This window comes from Streptomyces sp. NPDC048637, from assembly GCF_040650675.1.
In the GTDB taxonomy this organism is placed as follows: Bacteria; Actinomycetota; Actinomycetes; order Streptomycetales; family Streptomycetaceae; genus Streptomyces.
This window is the reverse complement of record NZ_JBEZHQ010000006.1, coordinates 171,903-186,469: the sequence shown is the minus strand read 5'-3', so window position 1 is coordinate 186,469 and position 14,567 is coordinate 171,903. Positions and strand designations below refer to the sequence as shown.

Here is a 14,567-nt window from a genome sequence, read left to right as displayed (position 1 = left end):
ACATCTTTCTGAGGGGTGCGGCGCCTACCGGTACGCGTGGCGGCGAGATGGGGCCACGTGGACACAGGACACTTGGGAACACTGGGCCAGCAGCGTGGGACGTATGAAGGAGACATCGGTGGCGGGCGAGTCCCCCGACAAGTCGGACAAGAAGCAGTCGTCGGGGAAGACGGCGCGGAGCAAACGCGATCCGCGGCTGTCGGCCTTCCGCGGGAAGCCGGACGAATCGGCGAAGAAATCGGGTGCCGGGAAGGATCCGAAGCCTGAGGACGGGGCGGAGGCCGCAGCGGAGCCGAAGTCCGCGGCGGAGCCGGAGTCCGCGGCAAAGCCGGAACCGGGATCTGCGGCGAAGCAGGGATCCGCGGCGAAGTCCGCACCGGCGAGCGGGCCGGAGTCTTCGGCGAAGCCGGAGTCCGGGAGCGAGACGAAGGCCGTGACGGAGGCGGAGTCCGGGGCCGTGACGGAGGCAGAGGCCGTGACGGAGGCGGAGTCCGGGAGCGAGCCGGGGGCCGAGGACGCGTCGGGGACCGAAAGCGCGCCTGAGGAGCCTCAGGGGGCCCAGGAGGGCGGCGGGGGCGCCGAGGGTGGCGACGCCCGCCTGCGCGCCGCTGTGGCCGCCTGGGTCGCGGGCAAGGGCGACGAGGACGCCGAGGCGGGTGAGGGTGGCGACGGCGGTGCCGACGCTGAGGTTGAGGCCAAGGCCAAGGCTGAGGCCAAGGAGGCCGGTGCTGATGCCTCCGAGGCGTCCGGGGATGCCGACGGTGAGGTGGAGGGCGAGGTGGACGGCGACGTTGAGGATGCCGCCGCAACGCCGGAAGCAACGCCGGAAGCAACGCCGGAAGCAAAGCCAGAAGCAAAGCCTGCCGCAAAGTCCGACGCAAAGCAGCAGGTGAAGCCTGAGGCGAAGGGTGCGGCGGGGGCGGACGCCGCGGCCGGCGGGAAGGCGGACAAGGAGGCCGGCGAGGGCGCTGCGGCCGGGGTCACGGACAAGGACAAGGCCGAGTCCGGGTCCGGGTCGAAGCCTGCCGCGTCCGGTTCGAAGTCCGACGCCGATGCCCTCGCCGATGCCGACGCCGGTCGGGGTGGCTCCGAGGCCGGGGCGAAGTCCCAGCCCGAGGGCAAGGGTGAGCCTGAGGGTAAGCCCGGCTCCGCGAGCAGGCCCGGGTCTGACAGCAAGCCCGATTCCGGGAGCAAGTCCGGGTCCGAGGGCAAGTCCGGGTCCGAGGGCAAGTCCGAGTCGCGGCCCAAGGTTGAGGTCGTCGACCAGCCGACCGCCGTGTTCAAGACCGTCGGGCCGCAGAAGAGCAAGCCCAGCGGGGCTGCCGGTGCGGCGAGCGACGGCAAGGGCGACGGCAACAGCGACGGCAACAGCAACGGCAAGGGCGGTGAAGAGGCTGAGGTCGGGGCCGAGGAGTCGGCGGGCGATGACGCGACGCGCGTCTTTGCCTTTGCGAAGCTAAAGGGCAAGGGTGCCGAGGACGAGGTCGTCGACCAGGCGACCACCGCGTTCAAGATCTCCCCGCCCGCCAAGGACAACGACGCGGCCAAGAGCAAGGCCAAGGACAAGCCTGAGAGCAAGGGCAAGGCTGACGCCGAGGGCAAGGCCGACGCCGCGGCCAAGAACGAGGCCAAGAACGCCGCGGCCAAGAACGAGGCCAAGAACGAGGCTAAGAGCGACGCCAAGAGCGAGGCCAAGGCTGCGAACGTCGCCGAGCGGGACTCGGAGCGGACCAGTCAGTTCGTGGCGCTGAAGTCGGCGGACGACGGCACGGCGGGCAAGTCGCTGGGCAAGACGGCGCCGAAGACGCCCGCCCGTACCCCTGACAAGGCCCCTGACAAGGCCCCTGAAAAGGACGAGGGCAAGCCCGGGGGCAAGCCTGGGGACAAGGCGGCCGACAAGGCCGGTGCCAAGCCGGCCGGCAAGGCACCCGGTGCGCTGCCGGCCGCCGAGCCCGCGAAGTCCGCGAAGGCCGCCGAGCCGGCCGCGCCGCCCAAGCCCGCGGACCCGTCGGGCGCCATGCCGCCCGCCACCAAGGGCGCCACGGCCGCCGCCGCTCCCGCCGCGCTGCCCGAGTCGGAGCGCACCAAGCAGGAGCCGCTGCCGCCGCTCGACCTCCTGGCGCAGCTCACCAACACCCCGCCGCCGCCCGAGACCCCGCTGCGCACGGTCGTCCGCCGGTTCAAGATCTGGACCCCGCTGGCGGTGCTGCTGGTGATCATCTTCGTGGTCGCCCAGGCGGTGCGCCCGTTGCCCAACCCGACGCTCACCGTCGGCGACGCCAAGTCCTCGTTCACCTTCGAGGGCGGCAAGCTCGCCGTCCCGTGGCCCGCGCAGGGGCAGGCAGCAGTCAAGGTGGTGGGCTCCGGGGACCTGGGGACGTTCGGCCCGCAGAAGCCGGTGCCGACCGCGAGCGTGGCCAAGATCATGACGGCCTATGTCATCCTCCGGGACCACCCGCTCAAGAAGGACAAGACGGGCCCGAAGATCGAGGTCGACGCCAAGGCGGTGACCGAGGGCGGCTCCCAGAGCGAGTCCCGGATCGAGGGGCTCAGTGCAGGGCAGAAGTTCAGCGAGCAGGACATGCTCAAGATGCTGATGATCCCGTCCGGCAACAACATCGCCCGCCTGCTGGCCCGTTGGGACACCAAGTCCGCCAACGAGGCAGCGTTCGTCAAGAAGATGAACGCCGCCGCCAAGGACCTGGGCATGAAGAACACCACCTACACCGACCCCAGCGGCCTGGACCCCAAGACCGTCAGCACCGCCGTCGACCAGCTCAAGCTGGCCGAGGCCGTCATGAAGTTCGACGCCTTCCGGCCGATCGTCGCCATGACCAACGCCGACATCCCGGGCCTGCCGGGGCGGATCAACAGCAACATCGACAACTTGCTGCTGGCCGGCCTGAGCATCAAGGGCATCAAGACCGGCTCCAGCACGGCGGCCGGCGGCACGCTCTCCTGGGCGGCCTACAAGACCGTGGACGGCAAGGACCACCTGATACTGGGCACGATGATGGACCAGCACTTCAAGGGCCTGGACCCCAACGGCGGCAACAGCCTCATCCTGGTCAAGGAAAACAGTCAGAAGGTCATCGAGGCCGTACGCAACGCGCTGACCTCGGCCACGGCGGTGAAGAAGGGCCAGGTCGTCGGCTATGTCGACGACGGCCTGAACGGACGCACGCCGGTCGTCGCCACCAAGGACCTGAAGGCGGTGGGAGTCCCCGGCCAGAAGCTGACGTTGAGTGTCGGTGACGGGGGCAAGACCGTCCCGCACACCGCGAAGGCCGGTACCGAGGTCGGTGTGCTGACCGTCGGCAACGGCCAGAGCATGCAGAAGGTGCCGGTCGCCCTGCAGGAGGACCTCGTCGAGCCGTCCTTCGGAGCGAAGCTCATCCGCATCACCTGAGCGGGCCGGGGGCCGCGGGCGTCCGGCCCGCGGCCTCCGGGTCACCGCCCGCGGCTCCCGGGTCACCGCCCGCGGCTCCCGGGTCACCGCCCGCGGCCCCTGGTTCGCCGGCCCCGCCCGGTTCCGGGGGCCTGATCTCCTCATGTCCCGCGGCCACCGCGTGCGTTCCTTCCCCGGTCGCCGCCCGTGGCCGCCGCCCTGCTCGTCCCTCTGGTTGTCCACCGGTGGCCCGCTTTATCGTGAGCCTGCCTATCTGACTGTCTGTCCGTCCGTCCCGCGCGTGACCGGAGTCCGTCATCGACGTAGCGCAAGCGCAGCAGACGCACGTGTCCCCCGTCGCCGCCCGCGGTACCTGGGTGGCGCAGGGTGCGGTGGCGCTGATGCCCGCGGGGCTGATGCTGTTCCTGGGGGCGTGGGGGATCCGCCGGCAGGACGCCATATGGCGGGACGAGGCGGTCACCTACGACATGGCGCACCGCGGCCTGGCCGATCTGTGGTCCACGCTCCAGCATGTCGATGTCGTGCACGGTCTGTACTACGTGCTGATGCACCTCTGGTTCACCGGCTACGACGCCACCCTCCGCGGCGTTCTCGGCGATGCGGTCGGCCTGCGGCTGCCGTCCGTGGTGGCGATGACGCTCGCCGCCACCGGGGTCGCGCTGCTGGGACAGCGCCTGGTCGGCCGGCGGGCGGGGCTGCTGGCGGGCCTCACCTTCGTGCTGATCCCGGTCGTGCAGCAGTACGCGCAGGAGGGCCGCTCGTACGCGATGGTCTGTGCGCTCGTCGTCTGGGCCACCTATGTGCTGGTGCTGGCCGCGGCTCGTCCGCGCAGAGGGCTGTGGCTCGGCTATACGGCACTGATGCTGGCCGCCTGTCTGCTGCACGAGTTCGCGGTGCTGGCGCTGCCCGCGCACGGCGCCGCGGTGGTCCTGGCGCGGCTGCCCCGCCGCGTCCTGCGGGCCTGGCTGCTCGCTTCGGCCACCGTCCTCGCCGGTCTGGCGCCGCTCGCGGTGTTCAGCACCCGGCAGTCGGCGCAGATCAGCTGGCTCATGTGGCCCGACCCCCTCCAGCTGCTGACGTTCGCCGTGCTTGCCGTCCTCGGCCTCGCCTGCGCCCGTGTCCGGGTCCGCTCCCGCGGCCCCATCGGGCTGCGCGCCCTCGGTGTCCCCCTGCTGCTTCTGCCCACCCTCCTCCTGCTGCTGCTCTCCCATGTCGAGCCGGCCTACGTGGACCGCTATGTCCTCTACTACGTGGTCGGGTTCGCGCTGCTCGCGGGCGCCGCGCTGGCACGGCTGCTGAGGCCGTCCGGCGAGCGGGGCCAGACCCGTGGGCGGCGGCTGCGGCGGGCGATTGCAGTGGTGGTGCTGGTGGCGGTGCTGGTGCCGGTCAACGTCCATCTGCGCAGTCCGGACAGCCGGGTCGACGATGTCACCGCGGTCGCGCACGCCGTACGGGAGGTGGCCGAGCCCGGTGACGGGCTGCTGTTCATGCCGTCCCGGCGGCGGATCTGGCGAGCGACCCTGCCGCACGACTTCCGCGGCCTGCACGATCTCGCGCTGGCCGGGAGCCCATTGGCCTCGCACACCCTCTACGGCACCGAGCGCTCCGGCGACGAGATCCGCGACCGGATGCTGGCCGCCCGACGGATCGTTGTCGCCGGTGACCCGGACGGCCAGCCCGCCGACGACAACGACCAGGAGATCGCCAAGCGGTCCACGCTGCGCGCCGCGTTCGAGATCTGCCGCACCAAGGAGGTACGGGGCGCCCGGATCACGGTGTACGGGCGGGCGGGGGAGTGCGGCGGGGGAGGTAGGAGGCCGGGAGAGGCAGGCGGCGGGGAGAGGTAGGCGGCGGGCTCGGGGCGCACCGACCACGCGGGTGGGGTGGGCACGGCTGTGCGGGGGCAGCTGGTGTGGGCGCGGCTGGTGCGGGGGCGGCCGGTGTGGGGGCAGCCGGTGTGGGCGCGGCTGGTGCGCTCACACCGGCCGTCGGTCGTTCCTTGTCCGGTCGTTCCCCGTGGGGTCGCTTCCCGTGCGGTTGCTTCCTGTCCTGTCGTTCCCCGCGTGGTTGCTTCCCGTCCGGTCGTTCCCCGTGTGGTTGCTCCCCGTCCGGTCATTCCCCCTGAGGCGGACGGAAGCTGCGGACCAGCTCGATGCGCCCGACGATGTGCCGGTTGAACTCCGCCAGCTCCTCTGCGGGCACCCACAGTTCGAGGATCGTCCGGCCACCCGCCTGCCGCACCGGATAACGCTCGGCGAACTCCGCCTCGACCTCGAAGCGGGTGACATGGCCGACGCCGGAGGCCGGCACATTCCAGTCGCGGGCGATCCGTATCGCGTAGTCCTCGTTGAGCACGGGGTAGAAGATCGGCTGGTCGGGCAGGCGCGGCGGCCAGGCGCGCCAGCCGGAGGCCTCGACCAGGGCGAGCTCCTCGGGGCCGGTGGGGCGCCAGAGGGTGAGGGTGGCGGGCGCGGTCTCGCTCCGGCGCGGCGTCTCGATCATGCTCGTACGGTACGAGGCCGGGGAGGGCGGGCGCGCGGTGATTTCGGGGCGCGGGCGGTCGGGCGGCAGCGGGGGGCGGGAGACGCGGGGTACCGGGCCGGGCGGCAGCGGGGGGAGACGTGGGGTAGGTACCGGGCCGAGCGGGGTGGTGCGGATTCGCGGGGCGGATGGGCGGTGGCGCAGGGCGGCTGTACGCCGGAGTGGTCATGACTCCGTTCTCCGCCGCGAGTCTTCGACACCTACCGAAGGGACTCCGGCCTACGGTGCCCATATGAGCACCTCCCCGGAGTACGCCACCTTCCACTTCCATGCGCTGCACCACGCCGACCAGCCGCTGCTGCTGCCCAACGCCTGGGACGTCATCTCGGCCGTCGCACTCGCCGGGGCCGGATACGCGGCAGTCGGCACCACGAGCCTGGGCGTCGCCGCGGCCCACGGCTATCCGGACGGGCGCGCGCTCGCCGAGGCCCGGGACGCCACCGTGGCGCTTGCGCTGCGGCTCAACGGTCGGTTGACCTGCCCGTACACGGTCGACGTGGAGGGCGGATTCGGCGGCGACGCCGGCCAAGTGGGGGACTTGGCCGCCGAGTTGGCGGAAGCGGGGGCGGCCGGGCTGAACCTGGAGGACGGGCTGCCCGGCGGCGAGGGATTGCAGGATCCGGTGCGTCAGGCCGAATTGATCAGCGCGGTGAAGGAGCGGGCACCGGGCCTGTTCCTCAACGCCCGGATCGACACCCACTGGCGGGCGGACAGCCCACCGCCCCTCTCGGTGACGCTCTCGCGCGCCGAGACGTACCTGGCCGCGGGTGCGGACGGTGTCTTCGTACCGGGCGTCATCGCCGACGAGGAGATCTCGGTTCTGGTCGCCGAGATCCCCGCCCCGCTCAACATCCTCTTCGATCCCGGGCGGCACACCGTCAGCCGTCTGGCGGAGCTCGGCGTGCGCCGCATCAGCACCGGCTCGCTACTTTTCCGGACCGCCCTGCAGGCCACTCTCACGGCGGCGGACGCCATCCGTACGGGCCGGCAGCCGACGGAAGCGGCCGGGGCGGGCGGCGAGGTGCTGAGCTATGCGGAGGTGCAGCGGCTGGTGGGGGAGGAGTAGGGACGGCGGGGGCGTCGGGGGCCGGGGGCGGGCTCGCCGTCCGGGTCGTCGGGCCTTGTCGGCGTGACGGCCGGCTTCCGGCGTCCGGGTTCAGGTCGACGTACGCGCGCGGTTCGGGCGTATGGGCGGGGTCGGACGTACGGGCGGGGTCGGACGTACGGGCGCGGTCCGGGAGTGCGGCGCCGGTCCGGGCGTACGGGCGGGGCCCCGGCCTACGGCGTCAGTTCGGGCGTCCGGGATCAGGCCCGGCGTCCGGGTTCAGGCCTGGCGTCCGGGTTCAGGCCTGGTGGCTGCGGCTCCCGTGGCGTCGGCGGTGGAAGGCGACCGCCGCACCGGTGACGCCCAGTGCACCCGCGCCACCGATCAGCCCTGCCTTGGGCAGCTCGCCGGCCTTCTCGGCCAGTCCGGCCAGCCCGTTGTCAGGCAGCATGATCGAGGTCCGGCTCTCCGAGGGAGCGGTGGAGTCGGCGGCGAAGGCGGCGCCTGCGGGAAGCAGCAGCACGGCCAGCGCGCCGGTCGCGACGGTGGCGGTACGGATCACGGAGCGGCGCTGGGCCCGCATGGGTACTCCTCGTCGTGGGCGGCTCGCGCCGCCGTAGGGATGCGATAAGAGTCAGCACGCTACGGAGCGTCCTTAACGGCGATCCATCCGTTGTGTAACAGTCACCGAGATCTCTGGGATCGGTCGTGTGACGGGACCCCTGCCCAGGTCGGGCCAAAATGGCTGAATTCCCCCTCCAGCCGCACCTCATGACCCGGCCTCACCGAGCTCAGCCGACCACTCTCACCAGCTCGGCCGGCCGCCGTCAGCAGCACAGCCGACCGCCGTCAGCAGCACAGCTGACCACCGTCACCAGCTCAGCCGGCCATCGTCAGTGGCTCGGCCGACCACCGTCACCAGCCCGGGCCGGCGCTCTCGGCGAGCTCAGCCAGCCGTCCATGCCGGGCGACGGTCGGCTGCTCGCCACGGAGTAACGGGGCGGCCGGCCGCGCTCACTGCACCACCTCAGCCGCTCTCACCAGTCGATGTCGTCCGGCGGCTCCGGCAGGTCCTCGTCCTCGGGCTCCGGCACGGCGTGCTGCTCCTCGGCCGCCCCGGACGCCGTCGTGGCGCCGGCGCCGGCGTCGGCGCCGGTGTCCGCGCCCGCTCCCGCGCCCTCCTGAGTCTCCCGCCCGGCCAGCACGTCCAGGATCTGCTGGCCGTACTTCGCGAGCTTGTTCTCGCCGACCCCGCTGACCGTGCCCAGCTCGGCCGTCGTCGTCGGCCCGAGCATGGCGATCTCCCGCAACGTCGCATCGTGGAAGATCACATACGCGGGGACGCCCTGCTCCTTGGCCGTACGGCCCCGCCAGCCGCGCAGCGCCTCGAAGGCCGGCAGCGCCGCCTCCGGCAGGTCCGCCGGCACCGCGCGCTTGCCCTTCGCCTTCGACTTGGACGCCCGCGCCGCCTTCTCCGGCTCGCGCCGCATCGGCACCTCGCGCCGGCCGCCCAGCACCTCGCCGCTCGCCTCCGTGAGCACCAGCGTGCCGTAATCACCCTCGACGGCGAGCAGCCCCTGTGCCAGCAACTGCCGTACGACGCCTCGCCATTCGGCTTCCCGGAGGTCGTCCCCCACGCCGAAGACACTCAGCCCGTCGTGATCGAACTGGATGACCTTGGCGGTCTTCTTCCCCAGCAGAATGTCGATGATCTGGCCCGCGCCGAACTTCTGCCCGCGCTCACGCTTCAGCCGTACGACCGTCGACAGCAGCTTCTGGGCGGGCACTGTGCCGTCCCAGGTCTGCGGTGGGGACAGGCACGTATCGCAGTTGCCGCAGGCGCTGCTCTCCTGCCCGAAGTAGGCCAGCAGCCGCACCCGCCGGCACTGGACCGTCTCGCACAGCGCCAGCATCGCGTCGAGATGGGCCGACAGCCGCCGCCGGTGCGCCTCGTCGCCCTCCGACCCGTCGATCATCTTCCGCTGCTGCACCACATCCTGCAGCCCGTACGCCAGCCAGGCCGTCGATGGCTGTCCGTCCCGCCCGGCGCGCCCCGTCTCCTGGTAGTAGCCCTCCACGGACTTCGGCAGGTCCAGATGGGCCACGAACCGGACGTCCGGCTTGTCGATACCCATCCCGAACGCGATCGTGGCGACCACGACCAGCCCGTCCTCACGGAGAAACCGGCCCTGGTGCTCGGCGCGCATCCGCGGATCGAGCCCCGCGTGATACGGCACCGCCGCAATGCCGTTGTCCACCAGGAACTGCGCGGTCTTCTCCACCGAGGCCCGCGACAGGCAGTAGACGATCCCGGCGTCCCCTGCATGCTCGTTCCGCAGCAGCTCCAGCAGCTGCTTCTTCGGCTCGCTCTTCGCCGCGATGCGGTACTGGATGTTCGGCCGGTCGAAGCTCGCCACGAAATGCCGGGCGTCGGCCATCCGCAGCCGTGAGGTGATCTCGGTGTGCGTGGCCTCGGTCGCGGTGGCGGTCAGCGCGATCCGCGGCACCTGGGGCCAGCGCTCGTGCAGCATCGACAGCGCCAGATAATCCGGCCGGAAATCGTGGCCCCACTGGGCGACACAGTGCGCCTCGTCGATCGCGAAGAGCGAGATCTTCCCGCGGTCGAGCAGATTCAGCGTCTGCTCGACCCGCAGCCGCTCGGGCGCCAGATACAGCAGATCCAGCTCCCCGGACAGGAACTCGGCCTCGACGAGCCGCCGCTCCTCCAGATCCTGCGTCGAATTCAGGAACCCGGCCCGCACGCCGAGCGCCCGCAGGGCGTCGACCTGGTCCTGCATCAACGCGATCAGCGGCGAGACCACGATCCCCACACCGCTTCTGACCAGCGAGGGAATCTGATAACACAGCGACTTGCCGCCACCGGTCGGCATCAGGACGACCGCGTCCCCGCCCCCTATGACGTGCTCGATGATCTCCTGCTGGCTGCCGCGGAACGCGTCATACCCGAACACCCGGCGCAGCACCTGCACCGCCTCGCTTGCGTCCGAAGCGCCTTCCACATCCATGTCCACGACCACTTCCACGTCCGCCAGAGCCATTCCGAAAGCCTACGAGCTCCGCGGGGGTCGCCGTCGACCCTGTGGATAACTCACACCGTCCGGCACCGTCGGCCGGCCATTCAGCCGGGACGAGATCCCTCGCACAGTACGTACGGCCTCGCCCCTCCGCACGGTGCGTACGGCCTCGCCCCCGCACACTACGTGCAGCTCCGTACCGACCGAGAGCCGCCGTGCTCAGGCCTCATCCGGACCTGCGGCGCCGGCGGTGGACGCCGGTCCGTCACCCACCCCAGGAGCCGGCCCCACGCCAGCAGCCACAGGAGCAGGCGGTCGGCAGCTCGATCGTCGTCATCGGGCACCGGCTTCGTCGGCCTGCTTCCCCCACCCCGCCGGCAGGGGCGGCAGCTCCGCGTGCGTGACCTTGAAGCCGCCCTTCGTCACCGACGCGAACGGGGCCGGTGCCATACAGGTGCCGACATGCGGGAAGACGGCCTTGCCATCGACGACGTCGACGTTCGAGACCGCCCAGGAGAAGCCGAACCGCCCCGTGCCGGGACCCCCGCTCCTGACGCTGAAGCCCAGCCGCTCCCCGATCTCCGCGGGGTCCTCGGACTTGGTGACCACGGCGCTGAGTGTCGCCATGTCGCCCCCGGTGGCCAGGCAGTCCACCGCGGCCTCCGCACGTCGGCCCTGCTTTTTCTCGGGCGACCAATGGGAGATCGTGACCGTGCCCCGTGCATCGGTGGGCATTCCCTGAGGCAGCCCGTCGACGGGCCGGCTGAACGGAGCGGCCTTCGCGTCGACGGAGAAGCGGATGTCGTCATGCGGGGAGTAGGCATAGAAGACGCGGGCCTGCCCGCTCACCCGGCCAAGCCCGGCCGGTGCCTTCACGACGCCCACGACGCCCACGGCGCCTGAGGGCGCAGCGGACGCGGCGGGGGTGAGCCCCGTCAGCGCGGCGAGTACGGCCACGGCGGCGACGGCTCCGACTGCGCCCCTGCGACGGCGGAAAGCGGCGGAACCGGCACTGCCAACGGAGGAAGAAGGGATGGAAGAAGAACGGACGGAGGAAGAAGGGATGGAAGGAGAAGGGACGGAAGAAGAACGGGCGGAGGGAGAAGGGGCGGAAGAAGAACGGGCGGAGGAAGTGATGCCGGGCACGATGAACTCCCTGGAGACGCAGCAGCCTTGGCGGCTGCCGTCCTGTCGGTGACGCCTCCAATCTGATGCCGGGCCGCCGGACCGGGCCATCTGCCGATCAGCGGATCTCGGACGCCGGAGCGGGCGTCATCTCCGCCGTTCGGCAGAGGGAGCGTCCACACGGCCGCTCGTAGGATCGGTGGCGTGACCGCCGCCATAACGGGCTTCGCAGCCCCGACCGCCCTCACCCTCGCGTACGGCACACGGGCGGCGATCCCCTACGGAGCAGTCCCGGCCCTCGCGTCCGCCGCCCTGCTCCTCTGGGCCGTTGCCTGCCGGCCTCGCTCACGCGCCCGCCTCGCCCGCCCGCTGACGCTCGTCGGATGTCTGTCACTGATGACCACGGTCACCTCCGACCCTCCGTCGACGCCCTGGGGGGCCGTGTGGCGGCCGGCCGAGATGGCGGTGCTGCTGATGCTCCTTGCCGTGGTGGCCCGTTGGGCGCCGCGCCGGCAGGCGGTGACTGCGGGGGTGGTGGCAGGGCTGGCGGTCGCGACGTGGACGGTGCCGCTGGTCCCGGCGCCGTCCCTGCTGCCGCTGGCCGGCGCCGTCGCCTTCTGGACGCTGCCGGTGCTGGGCGCGGCTGTCGTTGGCGGCTATCCACGACTGGTGGAAAACCGGCGGCGCCGACTGGTCGTCGAAACCCGGCGCTCGCAGCAGCTCGAACTCGCCCGGGATCTGCATGACTTCGTCGCACACGACATCAGTGGAATCGTCGCGCAGGCACAGGCCGCCCGCTTTGTGGCCGCAGCCGACCCGGGCCAGGCTCTGCCGGCCCTGGAACGCATCGAAAGGGCGGGGCTGAACGCCTTGGCTTCCATGGACCGCACGGTACGGATGCTGCACGAGGCACAGGGCAACGGCATCACGCGCACGGACGCTCCGGGACCAGCAGCTGCCCCCGCGGCCCAGGAAGCACCCACACCAAAATCCCCACCCCCTGATCCCAGCCCCCGCCCCGAGCCTCTACCTGGAGTGGACCAACTGCCCGCCCTCATCGAGCGCTTCACCTCCGCGGGAGCCACCGAGGCCCGCCTCGCCATGCCGTCCGCCACGCCCGGAACCCTCTCCCGCGAAACCAGCTCCACGGCCTACCGGATGGTCGTGGAAGCCCTCACCAACGTCCGCCGTCACGCCCCCGGAGCAGCCCGCGTCGAGGTGACCCTCACCCCTGTCGTCCGCAGCCTGGCCGCCCACCCCGTACCCGCCGTCGAGATCCAGGTCGCCAACGACGCCGGAACCGCTGCCACCACCGCCCTCCGTGCCCGACGGGAGCGCGACGGTCACGGCGGACGCGGCCTGACCGCCCTGCGCGCACGCGTACAGGCGACCGGCGGAACCCTCTCCTACGGCCCGCACGGCGGCGGTTGGCGGGTGCTGGCCGTGTTCCCGCAGACCCGCACCTTTCCCCAGGAGACGGCATGAGCGGCACCCCCACCCGCATCCTCCTGGCCGACGACCAGGACGACGTCCGCAGCGGCTTCCGGCTCGTCCTCGACTCGCAGCCGGACATGACCGTCATCGGCGAGGCCGCGGACGGCGCCACCGCCCTCGACCTGGCCCGCCACCTCCGGCCGGACGTCGTACTGGCGGACATCCGCATGCCGCGCCTCGACGGCCTGGAACTCACCCGCCTGCTCGCGGGGCCGCAGGCCACCCGGCCGACCAGGGTGGTCGTGGTCACCACCTTCGACCTCGACGACTACGTGCACACGGCCCTGCGCCACGGCGCCTGCGGCTTCCTGCTCAAGCGCTCCGGCCCGGCCCTGCTGATCGAGGGAGTCCGTGCGGCGATGGCGGGCGACGCCCTGATCAGCCCCCAGATCACCGTACGGCTCCTCCGGCAGTTGTCCCCGCCGCCCTCGCGCCCCCACCCCACGCCCGACACCCTCACGGACCGCGAACGCGAAATCGTCCGTCTGGTAGCCCGTGGCTCCACCAACCAGGAGATCGCCACCGAACTCGTCATCTCACCGGGCACGGCGAAGACCCACCTCGCCAACATCCAGTCCAAGCTGAAGGTCCGCAATCGCGTCGAGATCGCCGCCTGGGCCTGGCAGAACGGCCTCGTCTCACCAGCCTCGTAGGCTCCCGCCCCAAGCAGAACGGCCCCGGAGGCACAGCCCGAGGCCGCTCCGGTGGGCAACTCCGATGCGTCGTGGCACGATCTCGTAGGTGACCAGCAGAGCCACCACAGCGCAACACCTGCGCGACCTCGCGCTGCTGCGCCGCGTCCGCGACCGGATCGACCGGGAGTACGCGCAGCCGCTGGACGTCGAGGCCCTCGCCCGCGGCGTGAACATGTCAGCCGGACACCTCAGCCGCCAGTTCCGGCGTGCCTACGGTGAGTCGCCGTACGGCTACCTGATGACGCGGCGCATCGAGCGCGCGATGGCGCTGCTGCGTCGTGGCGACCTCAGCGTCACCGACGTCTGCTTCGCGGTCGGCTGCTCGTCGCTGGGCACCTTCAGCAGTCGCTTCACCGAGCTGGTCGGTGTGCCGCCCAGCGTCTATCGGCGCCAGGCGATGCGTGCGACGGCGGGGATGCCGTCCTGCGTGGCGAAACAGGTGACCAGACCGATCAGGAATCGAGAAGCGCCGGCCCCGGGCCGCACTTAGCGTGGCTGCCATGGACATCAGCATTCACGCGAGTTTCCTCCCGCACAGCGACCCGGAGGCCTCCCTGGCCTTCTACCGCGACACTCTCGGCTTCGAGGTCCGCAACGACGTCGGATACGGCGGGATGCGCTGGATCACGGTCGGCCCTCCCGGCCAGCCCGGCACATCCATCGTCCTGCACCCGCCGGCCGCCGACCCCGGCGTCACCGACGACGAGCGCCGCATCATCGCCGAGATGATGGCCAAGGGCACCTACGCCATCCTCCTCCTGTCCACCGCCGACCTCGACGGCACCTTCGATCAGCTGCAGGCCGGCGGTGCCGAGGTCGTCCAGGAGCCGACCGAGCAGCCGTACGGTGTGCGCGACTGCGCCTTTCGCGATCCCGCGGGCAACCTGCTCCGCATCAACGAGCTGCGCTGAGCCGTCCGGACGGGCGAGGACGGGGGCGTCGAGGGCCTCGGGAGCGGCGCGCTGCCGCCGCATGTCCGGGGCCCAGAGGATCCACGGGCCGAAGCGGAGGCGAACCAGCCGTCCTGTGCGAGGCTGACCAGATCGAGCCAGGCGACGCCGACGGAGACCGCGAAGGCGGCCCCGCGTGACAGATGGAGACCGCGAAGGCGCCCCGCGTGGCTGACGGAGACCGCGAAGGCGCCCCGCGTGGCTGACGGAGACCGCGAAGGCGCCCCGCGTGGCTGACGGAGACCGCGAAGGCGCCCCGCGTGGCTGACGGAG

Annotated in this window: 12 protein-coding genes; 8 read left to right on the top strand and 4 right to left on the bottom strand. The window is 71.7% G+C overall.

The features are described from left to right. The first annotated feature begins 103 nt into the window (after nucleotides 1-103). Both AB0C46_RS11730 and AB0C46_RS11725 read left to right on the top strand, forming a co-directional pair. On the top strand, nucleotides 104-3,409 hold the full coding sequence (locus tag AB0C46_RS11730; RefSeq protein ID WP_362827621.1) for a serine hydrolase: 3,306 nt from the start codon (nucleotides 104-106) through the stop codon (nucleotides 3,407-3,409). A 326-nt stretch (nucleotides 3,410-3,735) separates the two neighbouring features. Then, nucleotides 3,736-5,256, top strand: coding sequence for a glycosyltransferase family 39 protein (locus tag AB0C46_RS11725; protein ID WP_362827620.1), 1,521 nt, complete (start codon nucleotides 3,736-3,738; stop codon nucleotides 5,254-5,256). 265 nt (nucleotides 5,257-5,521) lie between these two features. On the opposite strand, the gene AB0C46_RS11720 is transcribed toward AB0C46_RS11725, so the two are convergent. Then, the gene (locus AB0C46_RS11720) at nucleotides 5,522-5,911 is read right to left on the bottom strand and encodes an ADP-ribosylation/crystallin J1 (protein ID WP_362827619.1); all 390 of its coding nucleotides are present in this window, start codon (nucleotides 5,909-5,911) and stop codon (nucleotides 5,522-5,524) included. A gap of 271 nt (nucleotides 5,912-6,182) precedes the next feature. On the opposite strand from AB0C46_RS11720, the gene AB0C46_RS11715 reads away from it, so the two are divergent. Next, on the top strand, nucleotides 6,183-7,016 hold the full coding sequence (locus AB0C46_RS11715) for an isocitrate lyase/phosphoenolpyruvate mutase family protein (protein WP_362827618.1): 834 nt from the start codon (nucleotides 6,183-6,185) through the stop codon (nucleotides 7,014-7,016). 277 nt (nucleotides 7,017-7,293) lie between these two features. Here the strand turns inward: AB0C46_RS11715 and AB0C46_RS11710 are convergent, their stop codons facing one another. The 3 genes from AB0C46_RS11710 to AB0C46_RS11700 form a co-directional block, all read right to left on the bottom strand. After that, entirely contained in the window at nucleotides 7,294-7,578 is a 285-nt protein-coding gene (locus tag AB0C46_RS11710) for a hypothetical protein (RefSeq protein ID WP_362827617.1), read from the bottom strand. A gap of 454 nt (nucleotides 7,579-8,032) precedes the next feature. Further along, complete coding sequence (gene recQ, locus AB0C46_RS11705) at nucleotides 8,033-10,054, bottom strand: DNA helicase RecQ (protein ID WP_362827616.1); 2,022 nt, start codon at nucleotides 10,052-10,054, stop codon at nucleotides 8,033-8,035. A 309-nt stretch (nucleotides 10,055-10,363) separates the two neighbouring features. Beyond that, on the bottom strand, nucleotides 10,364-10,987 hold the full coding sequence (locus AB0C46_RS11700) for a hypothetical protein (protein WP_362827615.1): 624 nt from the start codon (nucleotides 10,985-10,987) through the stop codon (nucleotides 10,364-10,366). Between the two features lie 76 nt (nucleotides 10,988-11,063). Here AB0C46_RS11700 and AB0C46_RS11695 point away from each other — a divergent pair, with 76 nt between their 5' ends. The 5 genes from AB0C46_RS11695 to AB0C46_RS11675 all read left to right on the top strand — a co-directional run bounded on the left by AB0C46_RS11695 (nucleotide 11,064) and on the right by AB0C46_RS11675 (nucleotide 14,255). Beyond that, nucleotides 11,064-11,228, top strand: a complete 165-nt coding sequence (locus tag AB0C46_RS11695) for a hypothetical protein (RefSeq protein ID WP_362827614.1) — start codon at nucleotides 11,064-11,066, stop codon at nucleotides 11,226-11,228. Nucleotides 11,229-11,359: 131 nt separating this feature from the next. Next, nucleotides 11,360-12,640: a histidine kinase gene (locus tag AB0C46_RS11690; RefSeq protein ID WP_362827613.1), complete on the top strand. Its 1,281-nt coding sequence runs from the start codon at nucleotides 11,360-11,362 to the stop codon at nucleotides 12,638-12,640. Continuing rightward, nucleotides 12,637-13,302, top strand: coding sequence for a response regulator transcription factor (locus AB0C46_RS11685; protein ID WP_362827612.1), 666 nt, complete (start codon nucleotides 12,637-12,639; stop codon nucleotides 13,300-13,302). The genes AB0C46_RS11690 and AB0C46_RS11685 overlap by 4 nt, the downstream gene beginning before the upstream one ends. Before the next feature lie 88 nt (nucleotides 13,303-13,390). Then, entirely contained in the window at nucleotides 13,391-13,834 is a 444-nt protein-coding gene (locus tag AB0C46_RS11680) for a helix-turn-helix transcriptional regulator (RefSeq protein WP_362827611.1), read from the top strand. A 10-nt stretch (nucleotides 13,835-13,844) separates the two neighbouring features. After that, complete coding sequence (locus tag AB0C46_RS11675; protein ID WP_362827610.1) at nucleotides 13,845-14,255, top strand: VOC family protein; 411 nt, start codon at nucleotides 13,845-13,847, stop codon at nucleotides 14,253-14,255. The last annotated feature ends 312 nt before the right edge of the window (nucleotides 14,256-14,567 follow it).

Coding starts and splice junctions, on each gene's coding strand:
- AB0C46_RS11730 (WP_362827621.1), top strand. CDS start 104: ATGAAGGAGACATCGGTGGCGGGCGAGTCCCCCGACAAGTCGGACAAG.
- AB0C46_RS11695 (WP_362827614.1), top strand. CDS start 11,064: ATGGAAGAAGAACGGACGGAGGAAGAAGGGATGGAAGGAGAAGGGACG.
- AB0C46_RS11715 (WP_362827618.1), top strand. CDS start 6,183: ATGAGCACCTCCCCGGAGTACGCCACCTTCCACTTCCATGCGCTGCAC.
- AB0C46_RS11675 (WP_362827610.1), top strand. CDS start 13,845: ATGGACATCAGCATTCACGCGAGTTTCCTCCCGCACAGCGACCCGGAG.
- AB0C46_RS11720 (WP_362827619.1), bottom strand. CDS start 5,911: ATGATCGAGACGCCGCGCCGGAGCGAGACCGCGCCCGCCACCCTCACC.
- recQ (WP_362827616.1), bottom strand. CDS start 10,054: ATGGCTCTGGCGGACGTGGAAGTGGTCGTGGACATGGATGTGGAAGGC.
- AB0C46_RS11710 (WP_362827617.1), bottom strand. CDS start 7,578: ATGCGGGCCCAGCGCCGCTCCGTGATCCGTACCGCCACCGTCGCGACC.
- AB0C46_RS11685 (WP_362827612.1), top strand. CDS start 12,637: ATGAGCGGCACCCCCACCCGCATCCTCCTGGCCGACGACCAGGACGAC.